At 70.5% G+C, this 22,516-nt stretch carries 21 protein-coding genes; 11 read left to right on the top strand and 10 right to left on the bottom strand.

The window, feature by feature from the left end; translation table 11 throughout:
- The first annotated feature begins 266 nt into the window (after positions 1-266).
- Positions 267-1,193 (top strand): heme o synthase, encoded by a 927-nt coding sequence (locus RR1_RS03300; protein WP_371836776.1) that lies wholly within the window; start codon positions 267-269, stop codon positions 1,191-1,193.
- Between the two features lie 79 nt (positions 1,194-1,272).
- Here RR1_RS03300 and RR1_RS03295 read toward each other — a convergent pair whose 3' ends face one another.
- Complete coding sequence (locus RR1_RS03295) at positions 1,273-2,238, bottom strand: quinone oxidoreductase family protein (protein WP_010838924.1); 966 nt, start codon at positions 2,236-2,238, stop codon at positions 1,273-1,275.
- Positions 2,239-2,311: 73 nt separating this feature from the next.
- Between RR1_RS03295 and RR1_RS03290 the strand changes: the two genes are divergently transcribed.
- Positions 2,312-2,659, top strand: a complete 348-nt coding sequence (locus tag RR1_RS03290; protein WP_072713596.1) for a hypothetical protein — start codon at positions 2,312-2,314, stop codon at positions 2,657-2,659.
- 108 nt (positions 2,660-2,767) lie between these two features.
- Here RR1_RS03290 and RR1_RS03285 read toward each other — a convergent pair whose 3' ends face one another.
- From RR1_RS03285 to mptB, 6 genes are all read right to left on the bottom strand, one after another.
- Positions 2,768-3,736 (bottom strand): COX15/CtaA family protein, encoded by a 969-nt coding sequence (locus tag RR1_RS03285; protein WP_010839638.1) that lies wholly within the window; start codon positions 3,734-3,736, stop codon positions 2,768-2,770.
- A gap of 79 nt (positions 3,737-3,815) precedes the next feature.
- Entirely contained in the window at positions 3,816-4,268 is a 453-nt protein-coding gene (locus RR1_RS03280) for a flavodoxin domain-containing protein (RefSeq protein ID WP_010839639.1), read from the bottom strand.
- A 40-nt stretch (positions 4,269-4,308) separates the two neighbouring features.
- Positions 4,309-5,460: a diflavin oxidoreductase gene (locus tag RR1_RS03275; RefSeq protein ID WP_010839640.1), complete on the bottom strand. Its 1,152-nt coding sequence runs from the start codon at positions 5,458-5,460 to the stop codon at positions 4,309-4,311.
- A 138-nt stretch (positions 5,461-5,598) separates the two neighbouring features.
- Positions 5,599-6,393: an ABC transporter permease gene (locus RR1_RS03270; protein WP_040774743.1), complete on the bottom strand. Its 795-nt coding sequence runs from the start codon at positions 6,391-6,393 to the stop codon at positions 5,599-5,601.
- 70 nt (positions 6,394-6,463) lie between these two features.
- A complete protein-coding gene (locus tag RR1_RS03265) occupies positions 6,464-7,402 on the bottom strand; it encodes an ABC transporter ATP-binding protein (RefSeq protein ID WP_010839642.1) in 939 nt (312 codons plus the stop codon).
- A 6-nt stretch (positions 7,403-7,408) separates the two neighbouring features.
- On the bottom strand, positions 7,409-9,064 hold the full coding sequence (gene mptB / locus RR1_RS03260) for a polyprenol phosphomannose-dependent alpha 1,6 mannosyltransferase MptB (RefSeq protein WP_371836775.1): 1,656 nt from the start codon (positions 9,062-9,064) through the stop codon (positions 7,409-7,411).
- Positions 9,065-9,340: 276 nt separating this feature from the next.
- Between mptB and RR1_RS03255 the strand changes: the two genes are divergently transcribed.
- From RR1_RS03255 to RR1_RS03225, 7 genes are all read left to right on the top strand, one after another.
- Positions 9,341-10,108 (top strand): helix-turn-helix transcriptional regulator, encoded by a 768-nt coding sequence (locus tag RR1_RS03255; protein ID WP_010839644.1) that lies wholly within the window; start codon positions 9,341-9,343, stop codon positions 10,106-10,108.
- A gap of 103 nt (positions 10,109-10,211) precedes the next feature.
- Entirely contained in the window at positions 10,212-11,660 is a 1,449-nt protein-coding gene (sufB, locus tag RR1_RS03250; RefSeq protein ID WP_010839646.1) for a Fe-S cluster assembly protein SufB, read from the top strand.
- On the top strand, positions 11,661-12,866 hold the full coding sequence (sufD, locus tag RR1_RS03245; protein WP_040774745.1) for a Fe-S cluster assembly protein SufD: 1,206 nt from the start codon (positions 11,661-11,663) through the stop codon (positions 12,864-12,866).
- A 35-nt stretch (positions 12,867-12,901) separates the two neighbouring features.
- Positions 12,902-13,693 carry a Fe-S cluster assembly ATPase SufC gene (sufC, locus tag RR1_RS03240; protein WP_010839648.1) on the top strand — a complete coding sequence of 264 codons (792 nt, stop codon included), beginning with the start codon at positions 12,902-12,904 and terminating at the stop codon, positions 13,691-13,693.
- 67 nt (positions 13,694-13,760) lie between these two features.
- Positions 13,761-15,017 carry a cysteine desulfurase gene (locus RR1_RS03235; protein WP_040774757.1) on the top strand — a complete coding sequence of 419 codons (1,257 nt, stop codon included), beginning with the start codon at positions 13,761-13,763 and terminating at the stop codon, positions 15,015-15,017.
- Between the two features lie 9 nt (positions 15,018-15,026).
- Complete coding sequence (sufU, locus tag RR1_RS03230) at positions 15,027-15,527, top strand: Fe-S cluster assembly sulfur transfer protein SufU (RefSeq protein WP_040774746.1); 501 nt, start codon at positions 15,027-15,029, stop codon at positions 15,525-15,527.
- Positions 15,524-15,910: a metal-sulfur cluster assembly factor gene (locus RR1_RS03225; RefSeq protein WP_010839651.1), complete on the top strand. Its 387-nt coding sequence runs from the start codon at positions 15,524-15,526 to the stop codon at positions 15,908-15,910. Before sufU ends, RR1_RS03225 begins: the two co-directional genes overlap by 4 nt.
- 14 nt (positions 15,911-15,924) lie before the next feature.
- Here the strand turns inward: RR1_RS03225 and RR1_RS03220 are convergent, their stop codons facing one another.
- Together RR1_RS03220 and ku are read right to left on the bottom strand one after the other, a co-directional pair.
- Positions 15,925-17,397: an MFS transporter gene (locus tag RR1_RS03220; RefSeq protein WP_010839652.1), complete on the bottom strand. Its 1,473-nt coding sequence runs from the start codon at positions 17,395-17,397 to the stop codon at positions 15,925-15,927.
- Positions 17,398-17,465: 68 nt separating this feature from the next.
- Positions 17,466-18,359: a non-homologous end joining protein Ku gene (gene ku / locus RR1_RS03215; RefSeq protein WP_010839653.1), complete on the bottom strand. Its 894-nt coding sequence runs from the start codon at positions 18,357-18,359 to the stop codon at positions 17,466-17,468.
- A 200-nt stretch (positions 18,360-18,559) separates the two neighbouring features.
- Between ku and RR1_RS03210 the strand changes: the two genes are divergently transcribed.
- Complete coding sequence (locus RR1_RS03210) at positions 18,560-19,519, top strand: alkaline phosphatase family protein (protein WP_040774747.1); 960 nt, start codon at positions 18,560-18,562, stop codon at positions 19,517-19,519.
- On the opposite strand, the gene RR1_RS03205 is transcribed toward RR1_RS03210, so the two are convergent.
- On the bottom strand, positions 19,501-20,682 hold the full coding sequence (locus RR1_RS03205; RefSeq protein ID WP_051111286.1) for a lycopene cyclase family protein: 1,182 nt from the start codon (positions 20,680-20,682) through the stop codon (positions 19,501-19,503). The two genes, RR1_RS03210 and RR1_RS03205, sit on opposite strands and share 19 nt — an antisense overlap.
- 197 nt (positions 20,683-20,879) lie before the next feature.
- Between RR1_RS03205 and RR1_RS03200 the strand changes: the two genes are divergently transcribed.
- Positions 20,880-22,511 carry an ABC-F family ATP-binding cassette domain-containing protein gene (locus RR1_RS03200; protein ID WP_040774763.1) on the top strand — a complete coding sequence of 544 codons (1,632 nt, stop codon included), beginning with the start codon at positions 20,880-20,882 and terminating at the stop codon, positions 22,509-22,511.
- Positions 22,512-22,516 lie beyond the last annotated feature (5 nt).

The raw sequence follows: 22,516 nt of genomic DNA, 5'->3' as shown, positions 1-22,516 counted from the left end.
ACGCCGGGAAAGTGGGCTGCACGAATCGCGAGCGTCGGGGCGATTCGGGCCGGTGGTGCCCTGGCGTCTACCATCGTTCGTAGTAGAGGTGGAGGTCCGCGACAGCCCGGGCAGAACCTCCCGATTCTCGCGGGTCGCCCAGTGCGTCGAAGCCGCGGGGAAACACGCGTACGACGTCGAGGTGTGTGCAAACGGTGCGAGGAGAGAACGTGCGGACAGGGCAGGGCCCGACCGGACACGGATTCGGCAGCCCGGCGGCCGCGCCGGTGGGTGCGCGCCCGGACACGGTGTGGGGCCGGATCGGCGCCACGGTGCTCGCGTACCTGGCGCTCACCAAGCCACGAGTCATCGAGCTGCTGCTCGTCGCGACGATCCCCGCGATGCTGCTCGCCGATCGCGGCGGCGTCGACATCGTGCTGATCCTCAGCACGCTGTTCGGCGGCTGGATGGGCGCGGCGTCGGCGAACTCGCTGAACTGCGTCGTCGACGCCGACATCGACAAGGTCATGAAGCGCACCGAGCGCCGCCCGCTCGCTCGTTCCGCCGTCCCGACCAGGAACGCCCTCGTCTTCGGGCTGGCGCTGGGCGTGGCGTCGTTCGTGTGGCTCTGGTGGCGCGCGAACCTGCTCGCAGGCGTGCTGGTCGTCATCACGATCGCGTTCTACGTGCTCGTGTACACGATGGTCCTCAAGCGCCGCACGTGGCAGAACGTCGTGTGGGGCGGCGCCGCCGGCTGCATGCCGGTGCTCGTCGGCTGGGCGGCCGTGACGGGATCGCTCTCGTGGGAGCCCGTCCTGATGTTCCTCGTCGTCTTCTTCTGGACGCCGCCGCACACGTGGGCCCTCGCGATGCGCTACAAGGAGGACTACCGCGCCGCGGGCGTCCCGATGTTCCCCGTGGTCGCGAGCGAAGAGCGCGTCACGCTGCACATCATGATCTACACGTGGGCGACGGTCCTGACCACCTTCGCGCTGATCCCCGCCGCGGGTGCGCTCTACGCCGTCGTCGCCGTCCTCGCCGGACTGTGGTTCATCGTCATGGCGACCCAGCTCTACCGCAGCGTCCGTGGCGGCGCGCCGGTCAAGCCGCTGCGCCTGTTCCTGCAGTCGAACAACTACCTCGCGATCGTCTTCGTGGGTCTCGCCGTCGACTCGGTGCTGGGGCTCACGACGATCGCGGAGATGCTCTTCTAGCTCCGGCCTGTCGGTTCGCCTCGTTCCCCCCTCGTCTCGTTCGCCTCAGGGTCTCGTTCGCCTCAGGGTCTCGTTCGCCTCAGGGGACGAGGACGATCGACCCCGTCGTGCGGCGGCCCTCGAGGTCGCGGTGCGCGTCCGCGGCGTCGGCGAGCCGGTAGCGCGCACCGACGCGCAGCCGGAGCCGCCCGTCCGCGAGCGCGGCGAACACGTCACCCGCACGCCACTCGAGTTCGGCGCGGTCCCGGATGTGGTGCACGAGCGTCGGCCGGGTGAGGAAGACCGAGCCGGCCGCGTTGAGCCGTTGCGGATCGACCGGCGGCACGGGGCCCGACGCCGCACCGAACAGGGCGAGCGTTCCCCGGATCCGGACGCACTCCAGGCTCGTGTCGAACGTCGCCGCGCCCACGCCGTCGTAGACGGCCGCGGCGCCCTCGCCGTCCGTGAGCTCGCGGACGGCGCCGGCGACGTCGTCGTCGTAACGCAGCACCAGCTCGGCGCCCGCCTCGCGGGAGAGCCCGGCCTTCGCATCGGTGCTCACCGTCGTCACCACCCGTGCGCCCCGTGCGACGGCGAACTGCGTCAGCAGCAACCCGACACCACCGGCGCCGGCATGCACGAGCACGGTCTCGCCCGGCGCGACGGGATGCGTCGAGTGCGACAGGTAGTGCGCCGTCATCCCCTGCAGCAGGGCGGACGCCGCGACGTCGTCGGCGACGCCGTCCGGAACCGCGACGGCGGCCGCGGCGGGAACCACGACGCGCTCGGCGTAGCTGCCCGACGCCGACGCCCATGCCACGCGGTCACCCACCTCGATGTCGCGCACCCGCGACCCGGCGGCGATCACGACACCCGCGCCCTCCTCGCCCGGGACGAAGGGGAGGGCCCGGGGATACGCGCCCGAGCGGTGATAGGTGTCGATGTAGTTGACGCCGATCGCGGCCGGCGCGACGAGCAGCTCGTCGTCGCCGGGCACCGGCTCCGCGGTCTCGGTGCTCACCAGCGCTTCGGGGCCGCCCGTCTCGGTCACCTGTATCGCCCGCATGCGACTGTTCTAACACGCGGGTGCTGTGCGGGGTCGCTGCACGACTCCGGTGCGCCGCACGTATTCTCGGAGCATGAGCACCGAGACGGCCGGCACCGCGACAGCACCGGAGCACATCGTGAAGGTCCTCGACGCGTTCGCGTCACGGCACGGCGGGTCGGCCAGCGCCGTCCTGCAGCCCGTCAGCCGCGGCAAGGTCCGCATCACCCTCGTCGGCGAGGACGGCGTCATCGGCGATCAGCTGGTGCAGGACGTCGCGACGGCGGAGGCGGCGGTCAACGCGGCCGATCACGTCACGACGTCGGACGGCTGGACGCGCGAGCTCACCTCGATCGCCGAGCCCGCCCCCGGGCATTGGGCCAAGATGGCGGCCTGGGTCGCTCACCAGACCCGTTTCCCCAAGCCGCGCGGCGAGCGCTGACGAGCCCCTGCCCCCGCCGGGTGGTTCCACCCCGGCTCTCCCACCGCAGCAGAAGACCCCCGCACCGATCGTCGGTGCGGGGGTCTTCCGTTCGTGGGGTGGTGCGGGTCAGGCAGTCGGCACCGACTGCTCTGACGGCACCTTCTCCCGCGTGCGACCGGCGGCCCACAGCGCTGCGGTCGCGGCCGTGCAGGCACCGGCGCCGGCGACGTGGAGGATCACGAGGACCTCGGGGACGCCCGTGAAGTACTGCACGAGTCCGATGAGCGACTGGGCGACGACGAGCGCGATGACGACCGCGAGCCGCTTCTTGATCGCCGCACTCATGCCGACCGCGGCGAGGCCGAACGACAGGCCGACCAGGAGCGCTAGATACGCGATGAGGAGTTCGGCGTGCAGGTGCACGAGGGAGACGATTTCGATCTCCAGTCGCGGGACCGGGTTCTCGATGCTCTTGTCGCCCGCGTGCGGACCCGCACCGGTGACCATCGTTCCCGCGACGAGCGTCCCGGCCAGCGCGAGCCCGCTCAGTGCCGTGAGGATGCGCAGTGGCTGCGGGATCGTCTGCACGGTCTCCGCGTCGTCGTCGGGCTCGCCGACCTTCGCGTAGAGCACCGTCGCGAGCCAGACCATGAGCATCGACGCGAGCATGTGGATCGCGACCGTCCACCACACCAGCCCTGCCAGCACCGTGATCCCGCCGATGATCGCCTGCAGGACGGTGCCTGCGGGCATCAGCCATGCGTAGACCAGGATCTCGCGACGCCGTCGGGCGCGGGTGACGGCGAGCACGATCGCGGCCGCGGCGAGCACGACGACGAAGGTGAGCAACCGGTTGCCGAACTCGACGACCTGGTGAAGGACGGCGACCTCACCGTGCCCCACCGGCGTGAAACTGCCGGGGAAGCACTGCGGCCACGTGGGGCAGCCGAGGCCCGACGCAGTGACGCGGACGACGGACCCCGTGATCGCGATGCCACCCTGCGTGAGGATGACGATCAACGCGGTGATCCGCTGTGCCCTCAACGAGGGAAGGGGAAGACGGTCGACGAGGCTCAGAAACCCGCGGTACAGCACGGGTTCGATGGTAGTCGAGGTCAACTACACGCTGTCGTTGGGGCCGGTGTCGTCGAGGCCGCCCGCGACGGGGTCGCGCTCAGGAGAGGAACTCGGCGCCGATCTTGCGCGCCCATTCCTCGGCCTGTGCGGTGGGCTTCACCGAACCCGACGCGTCGTGGCGTGCGTGTTCGCCGACCTGCTCGGCACCGAGCGAGACGAGTTTCGCGGCCATGATCTCGCCACCACGATTGAACGTGTCGTAGACGCTGTCGCCCATCCCGAAGAGGGCGAAGCGGACACCCGTCAGATCCGGCTCGTCGTCCTCGAGAGCCTCGTGGAAGGGTTCGGCACCCGTCGGCAGTTCGCCGTCGCCGTACGTCGAGCACACGACGACGTGGAAATCCTCGGGATCGAGATCGCCGGGGTCGTAGTCGGTCATGTCGTACAGCGCGACGTCTCCGTCGCCGAACTCGCTCAGCACGTCGACGAGGTGCTCGGCGACCTGCTCGGCCGTTCCGGCTTCGCTGCCGTAGAGGATGACCACTGCCATGGGTGTGCTCCTGTTCGTTCCCGGTGCTCGGTGTGTGCGGTCAGTAGACGTCGCGCACGTAACGCTTGGTGGTACGGAGGTCGGCGACGTAGTCGCTCGCGGCGCCGGGCGTCGCACCGCGGTGTTCGGCGACGAGCGAGACGAGGGTGTCGTCGACGTCGGTGGCCATCGTGGTGTCGCCGCACACGTACAGGTGGGCGCCGCGGTCGAGCCACGCGACGAGTTCGTCGCCGCGCTCGCGCATGCGGTGCTGCACGTACTGCTTGGCGGTGGGATCGCCGTCGCGTGAGAACGCCAGATCGAGTTCGGTGAGGACGCCGCGATCACGGAAGTCGGCGAACTCGTCGCGGTAGAGGAAGTCGTGCTCGCGCGTACGGTCGCCGTAGAACAGCCAGGCGCCGCCCGTCGCGCCGCGCGCGTCACGTTCCTGCAGGAAGGCGCGGAACGGTGCGACGCCCGTGCCGGGACCGATCATGATCACGGGCGCGGCGTCGTCGGCGGGAAGCCGGAACGACTTGTTGCGGACGAGGAAGATCGCGGCCTCGCCGCTCTCGCCGAGCCGGTCGGCGAGGTGCGTCGAGCACGCACCGGAGCGGGGGCGGTCGGTCGCCGCGCCGCGCACCGTCGAGACCGTCAGGTGCACGACACCGGGATGGACACTCGGCGCCGAGGAGATGGAGTACGTGCGGTGCGCGAGCGGGCCCGCGAGCGCGACGAACTCCTCGACGCTCGGCGGCGACGGGAGCAGGTCGAGGACGTCGGCGGCGTCCTTGCCGCGTCGCCACAGCTCGCGCGTGGTGCGGTCGGCGGCGATGTCGAGCAGCTCCGGCGGACCGCCGTGCGTCGCGACGTACTCGAGCAGGTCGCGGCTCGGCAGCGTCAGTTCACGGCGCGTGCGCAGCACGTCGGCGAGCGGCAGCTCGTATCCGGCGACCACGGCCTCGGGGCTCGCGCCGAGCCGCGTCAGGACGGCGTCGACGAGGGCGGGGTCGTTGACCGGATGGATCCCGAGGCCGTCACCGGGTTCGTACTCGATGCCGCTGTCGGCGAGATCGAGGACGTGGTGGCGGACGTCCTTGGACGATCCGGGGCCGGTGAGCCGGGTCGACGTCACGACGCGTGCCGCGAACGGATTCTTCCGGTTCCAGGGTGACCGGGACGCGCGGGCGCTGCGGCGGACGGCACTCGTCACGGCTGTTCACTCCTGCTTCGCTCGGGTGGACGGGGCTCTCGCGTGCCCGTCGGCGGTGGTCGGGCCCCGACGGCAGTCGTGCGGGCGACGACGCGCCAGATTAGTCGGGCCGAACTCGCCGGTGCAACCGCCTCGTGCTCACGTGAACCGGAAGAACCGGACCGCCGCGGCTGCGCTCACCGCGGCCCACAGCGCCAGCACCACGAGCGAGATCCAGTCGAGCGAGCCCGCGAGCGCGGCGTCGAGCGCATGGGCCATCGCGCCCGACGGCAGCACCCGCGCGGCGTCGATCCACAGCTGCGGTACGTCGCCGCGGAGCATCACGAGGCTGCCGACGCCGAGCAGCACGAACCACACGATGTTCGCGAGCGCGAGGACGATCTCGGCGCGCAGCGTGCCGCCGAGCAGCAGGCCCATCGCGGCGAACGTCACGGTGCCGACGGCGATGACGACGGCGCCGAGCGCGAGGCCGGCGGCGTCCGGACGCCAGCCCAGCGCGACACCGATCGCCCCGAGCAGCAGCGACTGGAGTGCGACGACGACGAGCACCGCGCCGCTCTTGCCGCCGATGATTCCCCAGCGGGGGAGCGCGGTCGCGCCGATACGCTTGAGCGCGCCGTAGCGGCGGTCGAAGCCGACGGCGATCGCCTGTCCCGTGAACGCGGTCGACATCACCGCGACCATCATCACCGCGGGGAGCACCGTGGCGACGCGGGTGTCGCCGAGGTCGCCGATCGGGATGAGGGTGATCCCGACGAGCAGCGTGATCGGGATGAACATCGTGAGCAGCAGTTGCTCGCCGTGCCGCAGCAGCAGTTTGAGTTCCATCGCGATCTGCGCCCGCAGCATCGCGGCGGGCCGCGCGGGGACCGGCCGCGGGGTGAAGGTTCCTGGTGGGAACCGGTTGTCGGTGCCAAGGTCTCGCGTGTTCACGACAGGGTCGCCTCGTTCGTCGTGCCGAATGTGCTGATGTCGCCGAATGCGCGCGGCGCGCCGATGCTCGTCATCCGCGCAGCTCGCGACCGGTGAGGTCGAGGAAGACGTCTTCGAGGCTGCGCTGATCCACGCGCAGCTCGTCGACGAGAACGTCGTGGTCGGCACACCATCGCGTGACGAGGGCGACGAGTTCGGGTTCCACCGGGCCGGCGACGACGTACGTTCCGTGGGTCGCCTCGGCGGCGGTGAAGCCTGCGGGAAGCCGCTCCGTGAGGGCCGCGACATCGAGGCCCGCGCGGGTGGTGAGGCGCAGCGTTCCCTCGGCGCCCCGGCTCGTGACCTCGCTCGGCGAGCCGGACGCCACGACGCGGCCGTGATCGATGATGACGAGCTGATCCGCGAGTTCCTCGGCCTCGTTCATCAGATGAGTCGTGAGCAGGACCGACACGCCGTCGCGCCGCAGTGCGTCGATGAGCTCCCACACCAGCAGCCGGGCCTGCGCGTCGAGACCGGCGGTCGGCTCGTCGAGGAAGACGAGTTCGGGACGGCCGACGAGCGCGCACGCGAGGGCGAGCCGCTGCTGCTGGCCGCCTGAGAGCCGCCGGTAGGGCGTGCGGCGCGCCTCGTCGAGGCCGAGCCGGTGCAGCAGCCAGTCGGGATCGAGCGGGTCGTCGCTGTAGGACGCGACGAGCGAGAGCATCTCGCCGGCCTTCGCGCCCGGGTAGGCGCCGCCGCCCTGCAGCATGACGCCGATGCGCGGGCGCAGTCGTGCGGAGTCGGCGACCGGATCGAGCCCGAGGACGCGCACGGTGCCCTCGTCGGGCGACGCGAAGCCCTCGCACATCTCGACCGTCGTGGTCTTGCCGGCGCCGTTCGGGCCGAGCAACGCGAGAACCTGCGCGTGCTCGACGGTCATGTCGAGGCCGTCGACCGCCGCGACGCCACCGAAACGCTTGACGACATTCGACACCTGGACGGCCGCGGACGCGGTGGATCGGACGGTCACGGACAATCAGCGTAGGCCCCGGTCGTGAGCGCCACGCCGCCCGGACCCCGTCGTCGTGACCCCGGGCACGTCGGGGTCGGTGGTGGACTCGCCGGCCGCGCCGTCGCGACCCGGTGGGTCGACGCGCCACGGCAGCGTGCTCCGCGTCGCGACGATGAGCAGCCCGACGGTGAAGACGGTCGCGATCGCGGCCTGCACGATGACGAACGGCGGGTACTCGCCGCCGTTCGGCATGAGGATGACGCTGACGATCGACGAGAACGCGACGGCGGGAACGCGGAAGGCGGGTGCTGTCGCCCACGCGGCGAGCGGGATCACCGCCCACAGCAGGTACCAGGGCTGCACGACGGGGAAGAGCAGGACGACGGCGCCGAGCGACAGACCGAGTGCGCCGACGGCGTGGACTCGGCCGAACAGCGTCGCGAGCAGCATGCGGAGCGTGACGACTGCCGCGACCACCGCCGCGATCGGGCGGGTCAGCGACAGGACGGCGGTGGTGTGGTCGCCGAGCCCGAGCAGGACACCGACCGCGCCCGTCGCGACGCCGAGCAGGGTCGGAATGGACATCCAGCTGCGGACGGCGCTCGCGGTGCCGAGCGTCCCGAGCCACCCGAAGCCGAGGCCGGACGCGAGGCTCACGCCGACCAGCACGACCACGACGACGCCGGCGAGCGCGAGTGCCGCGCGCAGGACGTCGCGCCACGTACCGCCCCACCGCCGAGCGAGGGCCATGCCGACGAATCCGAGCGCGAGCAGCGACGGGATCTTGATCGTCGCCGACAGTGCGACGAGGGCGGCGCCGCCGACGAGCAGCCACAGCGTGCGGCCCCGGATCGGGCCGGTGGATTCGATCGCGCGCAGCGCGAGTTCCATGCCCGCGAGCATGAGCCCGATCATGAGCGCTTCGTTGTGGATGCCGGCGACGAGATGGAAGAGCAGCAGCGGGTTCGCGGCGCCGAGCCACAGCGCCGTGACGGGGGCGACGCCGCACCGCCGCGCGAGCCGCGGCAGCGCCCACACGATCAGGGCGACGCCGGCGAGCGCGAGGACGCGGTGCAGCAGGATCCCGGCGATGATGTTCTCGCCGGTGAGCCACGTGATCCCTTCGCCCATCCACAGGAAGCTCGGGCCGTAGGGTGCGGGCGTCTCGCGCCAGATGTTGGGGACGGTCCTGGTGAGGACGTGATCGACGCCGAGCGCCTGGGCAGGTCCGATCGCGTAGGGGTCGAGGCCGCGCGCGGCGATCTCGCTCTGGGCGAGGTACGAGTACACGTCCTTGCTGAACATGGGCGGGGCGACCGCGAGCGGCACGATCCACAACAGCAGGGTGCGATCGAGCTGGCGGCGGCCGAGCCGGTGCCGGACGCCGTCGCGGACGGTGCCGATCGCGAGCCGCCCGAGCAGCAGCCACGCGAGGACGACCATGACGGTGCCGCACATCGTGAGCGTGAGCGCCGCGCCGGGGATGCGGCTGGGCAGACCGAGCAGACGGAGTCCCTGCACGGGGTTCTGCAGCACGGGCTGCGCGCCGGCCCCGAGGGCGCCGATCGCCATGAGCAGCGTTCCGGTGGCGCCGAATCGTCGGATGTTGCGGAGGCCGCGGAGTTCGGCCGTACCGAGTCCGGGTGCGGCGCTCTCGTCGCCGTGCAGGCTCCCCGTCACCCCTGCTCGAGAGGCGGCATCGAGGCCGAGAACGCGACGGCCGAGGTGCACCGTGCGCGACGCGACCGTACGGGCGAGCGTCGCGGTCGGCCGAGCGGCCGGCCCGGGGTCGGGTGTCGGTTCGGTCGAGCGCTCGGGCGGGGTCGGCACAAGGGAGAGGGTAACGGCGCGGCCCGCGGCCACGAGCGCCCGCGCTCCCGTCGTGCAGGTCACACGTGGGGTTCCGGTAGGGCACCCTTAGTGGAATCACGTCCGGAATTACGTCACACTGGTGTTGTGAAATCCGATCCGACGACTGCCGACACGCGTGGCGACGCCGCGCTCGCCGGCGCGGGGACGGCACACGGCGCCACCACACCCGGGGCCGCCACGCACGAGGGCGACACCCGGACCGCCGTGGTGGACATGCTGCTGCAGCAGGGCCCCGTCACCGCGAGCGAGGTGGGGCGTGCCCTCGGCCTCTCCGCGGCGGGCGTGCGACGGCACCTCGACGCGCTCATCGAGGCGGGGGAGGCCCGCGAGGTCTCCCACCGTCACCGCGCGTCCCGCGGCCGCGGGCGGCCGGCGAAACGATTCCAGATCACGGCCCAGGGGCGCCGCAGGCTCGGCCACGCGTACGACGACCTCGCGGGCGCCGCGCTGCGTCAGCTCCGCGAGGTCGGCGGCGACGCCGCGATCACCGAGTTCGCGCGGCGCCGCGTCGACACCATCGTCGATCGCGTCGCACCCGCCGACGGACCCCGCGACATCGCCCGCGCCGCCGACGAGGTCGCGGACGCGTTCAACGACGCCGGGTTCGCGGCGTCGACGCGCCCCGTCGGGCACGGCGTCCAGATCTGTCAGCACCACTGCCCGGTCTCGCACGTCGCCGAGGAGTTCCCGGAACTGTGCGACGCCGAGCGCGAGGCCCTCACCGAGATCCTCGGCACGCACGTGCAGCAGCTCGCGACGATCGCGAACGGCGACGTCGCGTGCACGACCCACGTCCCGCTCGTGTCGCCACCGGACCCGGCGGAGCCCGAGCCGACGGCGCGTGATCGATGACCGAGATCACCCGCCCCAGGAACAACAGCATCTCCGACAACGTTGTCACTCACCGGCGACCAGCCCTCGCCGGACACCGCACCAGCCTCCGGAAGGAGACCGTATGACTGTCACACCCGATCAGGTGACACCCCCGAACGAGCCGCTGACGCAGGAAGAGACGATCGCGTCGCTCGGGAACTACGGCTACGGCTGGGCGGACTCCGACGCCGCCGGTGCCGCCGCGCAGCGCGGCCTGAACGAGGCCGTCGTCCGCGACATCTCGTCGAAGAAGAGCGAACCCGAGTGGATGCTCGAGGCACGCCTGCGCGCGCTGCGCACCTTCGACAAGAAGCCGATGCCGAACTGGGGCAGCAACCTCGAGGGCATCGACTTCGACAACATCAAGTACTTCGTGCGCTCGACGGAGAAGCAGGCACAGTCCTGGGAAGAGCTGCCCGAGGACATCAAGAACACGTACGACAAGCTCGGCATCCCCGAGGCGGAGAAGCAGCGCCTCGTCGCGGGCGTCGCGGCACAGTACGAGTCCGAGGTCGTCTACCACCAGATCCGCGAGGACCTCGAGAGCCAGGGCGTGCTCTTCCTCGACACCGACTCGGGTCTGCGCGAGCACCCCGAGCTGTTCCAGGAGTACTTCGGCACCGTCATCCCCGCAGGCGACAACAAGTTCTCGGCGCTCAACACCGCGGTGTGGTCGGGCGGCTCGTTCATCTACGTCCCGCCGGGCGTCCACGTCGACATCCCGCTGCAGGCCTACTTCCGGATCAACACCGAGAACATGGGCCAGTTCGAGCGGACGCTCATCATCGTCGACGAAGGCGCGTCCGTGCACTACGTCGAGGGCTGCACCGCACCGATCTACAAGACCGACTCGCTGCACTCGGCGGTCGTCGAGATCATCGTGAAGAAGGGCGGCCACTGCCGCTACACGACGATCCAGAACTGGTCGAACAACGTCTACAACCTCGTCACCAAGCGCAGCAAGGTCGAGGCCGGCGGTTCGATGGAGTGGATCGACGGCAACATCGGCTCCAAGGTCACGATGAAGTACCCGGCCGTCTGGATGACCGGCGAGTACGCCCGCGGCGAGGTCCTCTCGGTCGCGTTCGCGGGTGAGGGCCAGCACCAGGACACCGGCTCGAAGATGCTCCACCTCGCGCCGCACACGTCGTCGACCATCGTGAGCAAGTCGGTCGCCCGCGGCGGTGGCCGCGCGTCGTACCGCGGGCTCGTCCAGGTCAACAAGGGCGCGCACGGGTCGAAGTCGACCGTCAAGTGCGATGCGCTGCTCGTCGACCAGATCAGCCGCTCCGACACGTACCCGTACGTCGACATCCGCGAGGACGACGTCACGATGGGTCACGAGGCCACCGTGTCGAAGGTCAGCGACGACCAGTTGTTCTACCTCATGAGCCGCGGCCTGACCGAGGACGAGGCGATGGCCACCGTCGTCCGCGGCTTCGTCGAGCCGATCGCGAAGGAACTCCCGATGGAGTACGCGCTCGAGCTCAATCGCCTGATCGAACTGCAGATGGAAGGGGCCGTGGGCTAAGTGACTTCTCCCGCGACAGGAGTGCAAGACGCCGTTCGGGGCGAGAACCCGGGTTCCGCGAGCATCGTGCCCGCATCCAACAAGGGCGAACGGTTCACGTCGTTCGACGTCGATGCCTTCGAGGTCCCGCACGGCCGCGACGAGGAGTGGCGGTTCACCCCGCTGCGGCGGCTGCGCGGCCTCCACAACGGCACGGCACCCGCGACGGCGACCGCGACGGTCGACGTCGAGGTGCCCGCCGGCGTCACCGCCGAGACGGTCGGCCGCGACGACGCGCGCCTCGGTGAGGGCGGCGTGCCGTCCGACCGCATCGCCGCGCAGGCGTACTCGAGCTTCGGCAGCGCGACCGTCGTGACGATCCCGGCGGAACTCGAGACCGCCGAGCGCATCCTCGTGCGCGTCACCGGCCCGGGCGAGGGCGAGACCGCCTACGGCCACGTCCAGATCCGGATCGGCGCGTTCGCGAAGGCCGTCGTCGTCCTCGACCAGGTCGGCAGCGGCACCTATGCCGAGAACATCGAGTTCGTGCTCGGCGACAGCGCGCACCTCACCGTCGTCGCCGTTCAGGACTGGGCCGACGACGCCGTGCACGTCGCGCAGCATCACGTGCGCGTCGGCCGCGACGCCGTGCTGCGGCACACCTCGGTGAGCCTCGGCGGCGACCTCGTCCGCATCACGGGCACCGTCGAGTACGCGGGCCCCGGCGGCGACGCCGAACTGCTCGGCCTGTACTTCGCCGACGACGGCCAGCATCTCGAACAGCGACTGCTCGTCGACCATTCGCAGCCGCACTGCAAGTCGAACGTCGTCTACAAGGGCGCGCTGCAGGGCGATCCCGAGTCGGACAAGCCCGACGCGCACACCGTGTGGATCGGCGACGTCCTCATCCGCGCCGAGGCCGAGGGCACCGACACGTTCGAGCTCAACCGCAATCTGGTGCTCACCGACGGCGCCCGCGCCGACTCGGTGCCGAACCTCGAGATCGAGACCGGCGAGATCGTCGGCGCCGGGCACGCGAGCGCGACCGGCCGGTTCGACGACGAGCAGCTGTTCTATCTGCGTGCTCGCGGCATCCCGGAGGAGCAGGCGCGCCGCCTCGTCGTGCGCGGGTTCTTCCACGAGATCATCCAGAAGATCGCGGTGCCCGACGTGCGTGAACGGCTCGAAGCCGCGGTCGAGGCCGAGCTCGCCGCGATCGGCGCCTGACCGACCTTTCTCTCATTTCTCGCAAAGGAACTTCCATGACCGACCAGACCCCCTCCGTTCTCGAGATCAAGGATCTGCACGTCGACGTCGCGCAGACCGACGAGAACGCCGAGCCGATCCACATCCTCAAGGGCGTGAACCTCACGGTGCGCTCGGGTGAGACGCACGCGATCATGGGCCCCAACGGCTCCGGCAAGTCGACGCTCTCGTACGCCGTCGCCGGGCACCCGAAGTACCAGGTGACCTCGGGCTCGATCACGCTCGACGGCGAGGACGTCCTCGAGATGAGCGTCGACGAGCGTGCCCGCGCGGGCCTGTTCCTCGCGATGCAGTACCCCGTCGAGGTGCCCGGCGTCTCGATGTCGAACTTCCTGCGCACGGCGGCGACCGCCGTCCGCGGCGAGGCCCCCAAGCTGCGGCACTGGGTCAAGGAGGTCAAGGGTGCGATGACCGACCTCGACATCGACCCCGCCTTCGGCGAGCGTTCCGTCAACGAGGGCTTCTCGGGCGGCGAGAAGAAGCGCCACGAGATCCTCCAGCTCGGGCTGCTGCACCCCAAGATCGCGATCCTCGACGAGACCGACTCGGGTCTCGACGTCGACGCGCTGCGGGTCGTCTCCGAGGGCGTGAACCGCTACAAGGAGACCGACCACGGCGGAATCCTGCTCATCACGCACTACACCCGCATCCTCCGGTACATCCACCCGGAGTTCGTCCACGTCTTCGTCGACGGGCGGATCGTCGAGTCGGGTGGTCCCGAACTCGCCGACGAGCTCGAGGAGAAGGGCTACGTGCGCTTCCAGCAGGCTGCCGCGCAGGGCGCCTGATCCGTACTCCGACAGCAGGTCCACACCTCGACAGCAGGGAGGCACCGTGACGACGGAGCTCACCGACGTGCGCCGTTCCGGGGCATTCGACATCGCGGCGATCCGTGCCGACTTCCCGATCCTCGCGCGTACCGTGCGTGACGGGAAGCCGCTCGTCTATCTGGACTCGGGCGCGACGTCGCAGCGTCCGGTGCAGGTGCTCGACGCCGAACGCGACTTCCTCACGACGTCGAACGCCGCGGTGCATCGCGGCGCGCATCAGCTCGCCGAGGAGGCGACGGACGCGTACGAGGGAGCACGGGCGGCGATCGCCCGGTTCGTCGGTGCCGGCGCCGACGAACTCGTGTTCACGAAGAACGCGACCGAGGCCCTCAACCTCGTGACGTACACCCTCGGCGACGACCGCTGGGACCGTGCCGTCGGGCCGGGCGACGAGATCGTGATCACCGAACTCGAACACCACGCGAACCTCGTGCCGTGGCAGGAACTCGCGCGCCGCACCGGCGCGACGCTGCGCTGGTACGGCGTCACCGACGACGGCCGCATCGACCTCGACTCGCTCGAGCTCACCGATGCCGTGAAGGTCGTGGCGTTCACGCACCAGTCGAACGTCACCGGCGCACTCGCGCCCGTCGGCGAACTCGTGCGCCGCGCCCATGCGGTCGGCGCGCTCGTCGTCCTCGACGCGTGCCAGTCGGTCCCACACATGCCGGTCGACTTCCACGCGCTCGGCGTCGACTACGCGGCGTTCTCGGGCCACAAGATGCTCGGGCCGTCGGGCGTCGGCGTGCTCTACGGCCGGCGTGAACTGCTCGCCGCGATGCCGCCGTTCGTGACGGGCGGATCGATGATCGAGACCGTCACGATGGAGGGCTCCACGTACGCGCCGCCGCCGCAGCGGTTCGAGGCCGGCGTCCCCATGACGTCGCAGGTCGTCGGGCTCGGCGCGGCGGTCGAGTACCTCGAGGCGATCGGGATGGACGCCGTCGCCGCCCACGAGCACGCGCTCACCGAGGCCGCGTTGCGCGAACTCGGCGCCATCGAGGGCGTCCGGATCGTCGGGCCGACCACGACCGAGGCACGCGGCGGCGCGGTGTCGTTCGTCGTCGACGGCGTTCACGCGCACGACCTCGGCCAGATCCTCGACGACGACGGCGTCGCGATCCGCGTCGGTCACCACTGCGCGTGGCCGCTGCACCGGCGTTTCGGTGTCGCTGCGACGGCGCGCGCGTCGTTCGCGGTCTACAACACGCTGGGCGAGGTGACGGCGCTCGCGAACGGCGTGCGCCGCGCACAGGACTTCTTCGGCGTCGGGAAGGGTTGAGAACCGCACGTGCGAATGGAACAGATGTACCAGGACGTGATCCTGGACCACTACAAGCACCCCCACGCCCGGGGGCTGCGGGAGCCGTACGGCGCCGAGGTGCACCACGTGAACCCGACGTGCGGTGACGAGGTGACGCTGCGCGTCGACGTGTCGGCCGACGGCGTCGTCCGCGACGTCTCGTACGACGGTCAGGGCTGCTCGATCAGCCAGGCGTCGACATCCGTCCTCACCGACCAGGTCATCGGCGCGAAGATCGACGACGCCCTCGCGACGGTAGCGGCGTTCGGCGAGATGGTCGGCAGCCGCGGCACCGTCGAAGGCGACGAGGACGTCCTCGGCGACGGCATCGCCTTCGCCGGCGTCGCGAAGTATCCCGCGCGAGTCAAGTGCGCACTGCTCGGCTGGCTCGCGTTCAAGGACGCGCTGGCCCAGGCCGTCGCGACCCCGCACACGGCCGCCGGCACGAGGATCGACGACACGACATCCGACAACGGAGGACAGGCATGAGCGAGACGACGCCCGACAACACGGCCCCCGCGGCCCAGAACTCCTACCTCACCCAGGGCACCGTCCCGGTCGCCGACCGGCTCGACGACCTCGAGGAAGCGATGCGCGACGTCGTCGACCCCGAACTCGGCATCAACGTCGTCGACCTCGGCCTGGTCTACGGCATCACCGAGGACGACGACGTCGTCACCGTCGACATGACCCTCACGTCGGCGGCCTGCCCGCTCACGGACGTCATCGAGGATCAGGCCAAGGGTGCGCTGGTCCGGTCGGGACTGACGGACGAGCTGCGCATCAACTGGGTCTGGATGCCCCCGTGGGGCCCGGACAAGATCACCGACGACGGGCGCGAGCAGTTGCGGGCACTGGGCTTCACCGTCTGAGCGACACCGCACTGTCACCGTCTGAGCGACACCGCACTCTGGCGCTCGAGCGACACCGCGCCCTTCGGGATCGCGAGCACGAGGACGAACGTCACGACAGCGAGCGTCAGGACGAGAACGCCGACGGCGACGAGTCCCGCAGCCGGATCGGTACCGCTCAGTGTCGCGTGCGCGAGCATCATCGTCGCGATCGACGTGCCGACGCCCTGACCGACGGTGCGGACGACGGTGTTGGTGCCCGTCGCTTCGCTCGTGTTCCGCTGCGGGACCGCTTCCACGACGAGGTTGGGGAGCGCGGTGAAGGCGAACGCGGTCGCGATCGAGACGACGACGATCATGAGCGCCATGACCGCCAGTGAGTCGTGACCGACGATCAGCAGTCCCGTGCCCACCGCGAACAGTGCGGTCCCGAGCAGCATCGCGGTCCGCGCGCCGGTGGCGGCCGCGATGCGCCCGCTCAACGGGGTGAACGCGAAGCCCACCATTGCTCCGAGGAACGAGATCCAGCCGGCGTGGGTGGGGGAGAGGCCGTGCCCGAACCCGCCCGCCTCGGAGGTCTGCAGCACGAGGGGGACGATCATGGTGATCACGCCCATCGGGCCCGCGGCGATCGTGAGCGTCGCGATCATCGTGATCGCGTACTTGCGGTGCGTGAACAACCTGAGGTTCACGATCGGGTTCGGGATGCGCAGTTCACGGACGACGAGCAGGCCGAGCGCGGCGACACCGCCGACGACGAGTGCGAGGACGCGGACGTCCGACCATCCCCAGCTCTGAGCCTTGTTGACGCCGAGCAGGATCGCGGCGACCGCGCTGGACAGCATCACGGCACCGAGATGGTCGATCGGCTCGCGCGTCGCCACGGTGCGGGGTTGCCACGGCAGCACGAACACCACGAGCAGCAACGCGCCCGTCGCATAGACCGCCGTGACGACGAAGATCAGGTGCCAGCTCGCGAAATCGATGAGCGCCCCGGCGACGAGCAGCGACGCCGCGCCCGCGGCCACCGCGGAGCCCGAGATGAGCGAGACGGCGACCGGGACCCGCGCGGCGGGAAGGTGGGCACGGGCGATTCCGATGCACAGCGGCAGGATCGCGCCGGCTGCGCCCTGGATGGTCCGCCCGACGACGATCGAGGTGAGGCTGTCGCCGAGAGCGCTCACGAGCGAGCCGACCGCAGCAGCCGCGAGGACGACGACGAGCACCCGTTCGCGGCCGTAGAGATCGCCGAGACGACCGCACACCGCCGCGGACGCAGCAGCGACGAGCAGGAACGACGTGACCGCCCAGCCCGCCGTCGCGGCGTCGGTCTCGAACTCGGCGATGAGGGTCGGCATCGCCGCGAACATCATCGACGTCTCGAAGGCGCTGATGATCTCCACGAGTACGAGAACGGTGACGACGACCCATGCAGGCCGGGTTCGTCGGTAGCGGGCTCCGGGCGGCGTCTCTGCCGCCTCGGCTACGTCTGAGTTGACATTCGACATGACCCCGAGCAGAACCGGGACGGCCGATCGGTGCGGACGACTTCTCGGTGAACGGGACCGCGCGGCGGTCAGGCTCGCTTGCGCGCGGGTGCCTTCTTGGCGGTCCCCCCGGATTTCTTCGCGGCGGTCTTCCCGCCTGCGCTCTTCGCCTTGCTCTTCTTGCCGTCACCGGACCGGTCGCCGCCGGCGGCCTCGACGCTGCGCTGCAGTGCGGCGACGAGGTCCACGACCTCGGCGTCGGAGCCGGACTCGGCGGCGTCCTCGGTTGCGATCACCTTCTTGCCGCCGCTGCGGATCATCTCGTCGAGAAGAGCCCGCAACTGGACCTGATAGTCGTCGGTGAACTCCTCGGGACGGAAGTCGTCGGCCATCGACTCGACGAGGGTCTCGGCCATCGCGAGCTCCTTGTCCTTCGGCGTCTCGGCGTCGCCGAGGACCGGGAAGCTCGCCTCGCGCACCTCGTCGGGCCACAGCAGCGTCTGGATGGTGAGGACGCCGTCGCGCGAGCGCAGCGCGGCGAGTCGCGTGCGCTGCCGCAGCGTGAAGTGCACCAGCGCGGTGCGCTCGGTGTTCTCGAGCGTCGTCGCGAGCAGGACGTACGCCTTCGGCGAGTTGCCGTCCGGTTCGAGGTAGTAGCTCTTCGCGAACAGGATCGGATCGAGCTGATCGGACGGGACGAACTGCAGCACCGGGATCTCGTGTTTCTCGGCGGCCGGAAGCTTGTCGAAGTCCTCGTCCGTGAGCACGACGCGCACGCCGTCGTCGGACTCGTAGGCCTTGTCGATGTCGGAGTACGGGACGACCTCGCCGTCCTTCTCGCAGACGCGCTGGTAGCGGATGCGGCCGCCGTCGACGGCGTGGACCTGGTGGAACCGGATGTCGTGATCCTCCGTCGCGGAGTACACCTTGACCGGGACGTTCACCAGGCCGAACGCGATCGAGCCCTTCCAGATGGAGCGCATGACCCCACTATCGCCCATGTCGCGGGGTTTCGGGTGTTTCCTGCTCCAGATTTCGGTGGCCTCGCTGCACCCGCGGCGGAGTTCACGTAGCGCGGGGCGGAAAAACAGCGTTCACCTCAGCGGTGAACGAGTGGACAATATCGCGGCAACAACGTCACCAGGGGGATGACACCGGACCTCGCGCCGACGACGCTCACGTCGTGAACAATCAGCGAACCCGTCGACACCGCCTGCAGCTGCTGCTGTCCGCAGGAGCTCTCACGCTCGCCCTCGCCGCGACCACCACCGGCACCGCTGCCGCGAGCCCGGACACCGCTGTGAGCGGGATCGACAAGACCGTCGTCATCGGCCTCGACGGCACCATGCTCGCCGAAGTGCGTGACGCGGCGGCGCCGAACCTCCACCGCCTTCTCGCGGAGGGCGCGAGTGCGGAGGCCTCGATCGCCGGGCATCCGACGATCTCCGGGCCGTCGTGGTCCACGATCCTCACGGGTGTCTGGCACACCGAGCACGGCGTCGTCGACAACTCGTACCTGGGCGCGCGCTTCGACCGCTACCCGTCCGTCTTCACGCGCATCGAACGCGAGCGGCCGGAGCTGCGCACCGCCTCCATCGCGACGTGGGACGGCATCGCGCGGATCGCGACGTCCGGCCCGCCCGCCGCCGATGTCGTCGTCACGACGCCGGGGGCGAGCATTCTTCCCACGATCGACGCGCGGACCGCGACCTCGGTCGTCGCGGAGATCGAGACGAACGGGCCCGACTTCCTGTTCACCCAACTCGATCACGTCGATGCCGTCGGCCATGTGGGCGGCACGAACTCGCCGCTGTACCGGACGGCGATCGAGCGCGTCGACGTCGAGGTCGGCCGGATCGTCGACGCCGTGGACGCCCGCCGCGCGGCGACGGGGGAGAACTGGACGGTCCTCGTCGTGTCCGACCACGGCCACACCCCCACGGGTGGACACGGCGGGCAGAGCCCGCACGAGGCGTCGACCTTCGTGATCGCTCGCGGCGACGGAATCGAGGCGGGCCGGGTGAACGCCGGCTTCACGCTCGCCGACGTGACCCCGACGGTGCTCGCGAATCTGGGCCTCGACGTGCCCGCCGAGCTCGCGGGAACGCCCGTTCCTCGTTCCGGTCAGTCCGTACCGGCCTGAGCGTCCGTCGTGCGGCCGGTGACGGCACGCAGCACGGTCCGGCGCGTGGCGGGCGTGAGATGCGCGAAGACGTGTCCCATCGCCGCCGCGGTGCCGGCCGTGCTCGCTTTCGGTGCCAGATAGTCGGCCTGGACGGCGTGGGGCGTCGCGAAGAACGCGTCGAAGAACTCGCGCAGCTCACCCGGATCGAGCTCGAGGAGGGTCCGGAGTCCCGCGTCGCGGAGCGACTGCACCGGACGCGGGAGGGAGCGGGGACGGCGGCCGTGGGCGAGGGCCCGCGCGTACGGGTCGGCGAGCGCGAGCGCGGCTCCCACGCTGTATCCGGAACCGGGATGCATCATGCCCGCGCGCACCCCGAATCCGGTGTGCCGGGCGCGCGGACTCTCGACCGCGAACGCGACGCGCTCCGTACGTTCCGTGCCGTCGAGGCGGACTCCCCGGGCCGCGAGCCGTGCGTGGAGTCGTGTGCGCAGCTCCGGGATCGGGAGGGCCGGGCGACCGACGAGGCACGTCTCCTCGAGGAGAACGTGCTCGGCGTCGAGCGGTACGGCGTAGAGAAAGCTCGGGGGAGCGGAGGCCGCGGCGCCGTTGTCGCCGCGCCAGTCCATGAACAGCGCGTCCGCCTCGCCGAGTGCGGGCCGGGCGCGGGCCGCGGGAACGACGAGCCCGAATGCCGTCTGCATCGCCCGCCTGCGACCGGCCTCGGGCCCCCGGGCGTCGACGACGGTCGTCGCCCGCACATGCGTGCCGTCGGCGAGTTCGACGTCGTCCCGTCCGACGGATGCTGCTTCACCTGTGACGATGTGGTAGCTGCCGTCGCGAAGCAACGATTGCAGTCGCGGTGTATCCAATACTGCATAGGTGCGGTCGAGTCGCCGGTGGATCGTGACGCGCCCCGTGGTGACGCGACGTGTGGTGACGACGGTGGGGTGTGCCCGCGTCGCGACGGCGTCGCGCTGGAGCCACTCCGGCAGATCGCGCTGCCAGACGCCGTAGGTGGGGGACCAGCGGCGATCGGGACCGCGGTCGATCCCGACGACGGACAGGCCGTGGGCGGCGCATCGGGTGGCGAGGGCGCTGCCCGCCGGCCCCAGGCCGACGACCGCGACGTCGGCGATGCGATCGCCCGGGGAGTGCGGTGCCGTCGCTGCGTCGTCGGTCATGCGGTGAGCATCCCACGGGCCGATCGAGACGGTCTGTGCTTGTCGGTGACGGACGGAACACATGGAAATCCCGAACAAGTGCAGCGGGGTCCTCCACGGCGATTCGAGAGCATCCCGGACCAACGGTAGAATGGACGTTTCGTGCCGGTGTGCGTCTCGTGCCGCCGGTGTGTGCCGCGAGCGCCGAAGGAGAATCGTTGATCACCGCCACCGACCTGGAAGTACGAGCCGGGGTGCGCACACTGCTCACCGCGCCCGGTTCGGCGCTGCGCATCCAGGCGGGCGACCGGATCGGCCTCGTCGGCCGCAACGGCGCGGGCAAGACGACGACGCTGCGCATCCTCGCGGGGGAGGGCGAGCCCTACGCGGGCGCCGTCGTCCGCACGGGTGACCTCGGCTACCTCCCGCAGGATCCGAAGGAAGGCGATCTCGAGGTCCTCGCGAAGGACCGCGTTCTCTCTGCACGCGGACTCGACGAGATTCTGCGCCGGATGGAGAAGCAGCAGGCGCTCATGGCCGAGGCCGTCGACGAGACCGTGCGCGACCGCGCCGTCCGCAAGTACGGCTCGCTCGAGGAGCGCTTCTCGCAGCTCGGTGGCTACGTCGCCGAATCCGAGGCGGCGCGGATCTGCCACAGCCTCGGGCTGCCCGATCGCGTTCTCGGTCAGGCCCTGCACACCCTCTCGGGCGGACAGCGTCGCCGCGTCGAGTTGGCGCGCATCCTCTTCGCCGCCTCCGACGGCTCGGGCGGCAAGTCCGACACCACGCTGCTGCTCGACGAGCCGACCAACCACCTCGACGCCGACTCGATCACGTGGCTGCGCGGGTTCCTGCAGAACCACGACGGCGGCCTCGTCGTGATCAGCCACGACGTCGACCTCCTGGCGGATGTCGTCAACAAGGTGTGGTTCCTCGACGCCGTGCGCGGTGAGGCCGACATCTACAACATGGGCTGGAAGAAGTACCTCGACGCCCGCGCGACCGACGAGGCACGGCGCAAGCGCGAGCGTGCGAACGCCGAGAAGAAGGCGGGCGCGTTGCGGGCGCAGGCCGCCAAGCTCGGTGCGAAGGCGACCAAGGCGACGGCCGCGCAGAACATGGCGAAACGTGCCGACAAGCTCATGAACGATCTCGACGAGGTCCGCGTCGCCGACAAGACCGCGAAGATCCGGTTTCCCACGCCCGCCGCGTGCGGCAAGACGCCGCTCATGGCGCGTGAGCTCACCAAGGTGTACGGCTCGCTGGAGATCTTCACGGGCGTCGACCTCGCGATCGATCGCGGCTCGCGGGTCGTCGTCCTCGGTCTCAACGGCGCGGGCAAGACGACGCTGCTGCGGCTGCTCGCCGGCACCGAGAAGCCGGACCTCGGCGAACTCGTGCCCGGGCACGGCCTCAAGGTCGGGTACTTCGCGCAGGAGCACGACACGATCGACGACACCGCGTCGGTGTGGGAGAACATCCGCCACGCGGCCCCGGATGCGGGAGAACAGGATCTGCGCGGACTGCTCGGCGCGTTCATGTTCACCGGCCCGCAGCTCGACCAGCCCGCGGGCACGCTGTCGGGTGGCGAGAAGACGCGACTCGCGCTCGCGGGTCTGGTGTCGTCCGCCGCGAACGTGCTGCTGCTCGACGAGCCGACCAACAACCTCGATCCGATCTCGCGCGAGCAGGTGCTCGACGCGCTGCGCAGCTACGAGGGCGCCGTCGTGCTCGTGACCCACGATCCCGGTGCCGCCGAGGCGCTCGACCCCGAACGCGTCATTCTGCTGCCGGACGGGACCGAAGACCACTGGTCACAGGACTACCTGGATCTCATCTCGCTCGCCTGAATCGT

It is taken from the genome of Rhodococcus rhodnii NBRC 100604, from assembly GCF_001894925.1.
Classification (GTDB): domain Bacteria; phylum Actinomycetota; class Actinomycetes; order Mycobacteriales; family Mycobacteriaceae; genus Rhodococcus_F; species Rhodococcus_F rhodnii.
Note: the sequence above shows the minus strand (reverse complement) of the source record. Positions and strands in the feature narration are given on the sequence as shown.

What these genes read in the sequence shown, in the direction of transcription:
- RR1_RS03295 (WP_010838924.1), bottom strand. Translation starts at nt 2,238, where the DNA reads ATGCGGGCGATACAGGTGACCGAGACGGGCGGCCCCGAAGCGCTGGTG.
- sufC (WP_010839648.1), top strand. Translation starts at nt 12,902, where the DNA reads ATGACCGACCAGACCCCCTCCGTTCTCGAGATCAAGGATCTGCACGTC.
- RR1_RS03205 (WP_051111286.1), bottom strand. Translation starts at nt 20,682, where the DNA reads ATGACCGACGACGCAGCGACGGCACCGCACTCCCCGGGCGATCGCATC.
- sufB (WP_010839646.1), top strand. Translation starts at nt 10,212, where the DNA reads ATGACTGTCACACCCGATCAGGTGACACCCCCGAACGAGCCGCTGACG.
- RR1_RS03225 (WP_010839651.1), top strand. Translation starts at nt 15,524, where the DNA reads ATGAGCGAGACGACGCCCGACAACACGGCCCCCGCGGCCCAGAACTCC.
- RR1_RS03290 (WP_072713596.1), top strand. Translation starts at nt 2,312, where the DNA reads ATGAGCACCGAGACGGCCGGCACCGCGACAGCACCGGAGCACATCGTG.
- RR1_RS03220 (WP_010839652.1), bottom strand. Translation starts at nt 17,397, where the DNA reads ATGTCGAATGTCAACTCAGACGTAGCCGAGGCGGCAGAGACGCCGCCC.
- ku (WP_010839653.1), bottom strand. Translation starts at nt 18,359, where the DNA reads ATGCGCTCCATCTGGAAGGGCTCGATCGCGTTCGGCCTGGTGAACGTC.
- RR1_RS03280 (WP_010839639.1), bottom strand. Translation starts at nt 4,268, where the DNA reads ATGGCAGTGGTCATCCTCTACGGCAGCGAAGCCGGAACGGCCGAGCAG.